This is a genomic window from Prevotella sp. S7-1-8 (genome assembly GCF_000758925.1).
In the GTDB taxonomy this organism is placed as follows: Bacteria; Bacteroidota; Bacteroidia; order Bacteroidales; family Bacteroidaceae; genus Prevotella.
Genome location: NZ_JRNC01000141.1, coordinates 1 through 1,408, shown reverse-complemented (window position 1 = coordinate 1,408; position 1,408 = coordinate 1). Strand labels below are relative to the sequence as shown.

General features: G+C 44.0%; 1 protein-coding gene. It reads right to left on the bottom strand.

Features of this window, described 5'->3' with window-relative positions; translation table 11 throughout:
• Positions 1-68 precede the first annotated feature (68 nt).
• Positions 69-1,304 carry an IS4 family transposase gene (locus HMPREF1640_RS12370; RefSeq protein WP_036895396.1) on the bottom strand — a complete coding sequence of 412 codons (1,236 nt, stop codon included), beginning with the start codon at positions 1,302-1,304 and terminating at the stop codon, positions 69-71.
• Positions 1,305-1,408 lie beyond the last annotated feature (104 nt).

Sequence of the window (1,408 nt, the reverse complement as noted above, 5' to 3'; positions counted from 1 at the left end):
TAAATATCCTCCCCGAAGCCCAGTAAAATTGGACTTCGGGGTTTATTTTTTCAAAAGTAAGCCCCCTCTTAATCGAAAAGACTTGGTTCTGGCGGTGCTTTTTGCATCTCCTTTGCAAGGAAATCATTCCAAGTTTTTTCGGGATTTTCCATAAATGCGATAAAATCGACGTAGTACATAAGCATAAGCCGTACCATGGTAACAACTTGCGAAAATGCACAATGCCTCTTGATGCTTCTCGACAGAACCGTTATCAGCAGATTGGCTATCAGAACAACCCATGTCTGTATTTGTATGGCGTTGACGCTGTCCCCATAGAAGAAATGAAGCGGGAAGTTCTGTTTAAGTTGTTTGTATAACGACTCGATAGCCCATCTTAAGCGGTAAATTTCAGCAATGTCCTCAACCGTGAAGTCAAAGTTGTTGGTCAATAGCACAACTGGTTTCTTGTTCGCATAAAATATCTCCACCCTTCGTGCCTCATGGATGAGTTCCCCTCTTGTAAAACGTACTTTTTGGTCAGTATGTGCCACAAGTCCCTCTGTATTGACGTACATAACGGATTCAAGTACTTCATACTTAAGGTTTTTCTTCATTTTTGTCACGTAGCAAACGCCTTCTTCTGTAAGACGTTGGAATTGTGCTATGTCGACATAACCACGATCCATTGCCAAAGTGGAGTCTTTTGGCAGATGCACCTCTTTTAGCAGGTAATGGTCGTGTTTAGCGGCGGATGTGAGCTGCACCACCATCGGCACGCCGACATGATACTTCATAACCGTATGCACTTTCATGCCGCCTTTCTTCTTGCCTGATTTCGGATGCCGCCCAACCCCTTTGAGTATGTTGTCGAAGAGCGTTATTGTGGTGGAATCCATCATGTAAAGCAGCTTCTCCCAGTCTTTAGGCTCGTGCGTCTGCCCCTTATAACTCTTGGCAGGGCGGCTGTCCGCTAAAAACTTGGCATACTTCTCCAGTAGATATGCATAGACACTTGCAAAGAACTCCTGAGGACGGCGTATATTGGCTTCTGCAAGCGTACTGCGACGAACTAGATAGTTCGTTCCGAGGTGTGCGAGCTTGTGAGCCTCCGCCTTCATGCCTATCTCAAGTTCGCGCAGAGAATCAAAGTGTTTGAGGATGCCGAACAACATTACGACAAGATGTTGGTAACCGTCAAAACGCTTCACATAAGCCTCGCTTCCTTTCGTTTCGCGGCTTATTTGAAGAATTTTCTCCTTGTCGAGTAACTTTAATACTTGACTATAGACCGGCTGTCCGGTAAAATGACTATCTTTGCTCATGGTTATGTTTTATTTTAGTAAAAACAAAGATAACCAAAAGGGCTGACACCTCGTGAGAAGTGTCAGCCCTAAATTATTTTGTTTAATAAAGTTTTACCGGACAG

Coding starts and splice junctions, on each gene's coding strand:
- HMPREF1640_RS12370 (WP_036895396.1), bottom strand. CDS start 1,304: ATGAGCAAAGATAGTCATTTTACCGGACAGCCGGTCTATAGTCAAGTA.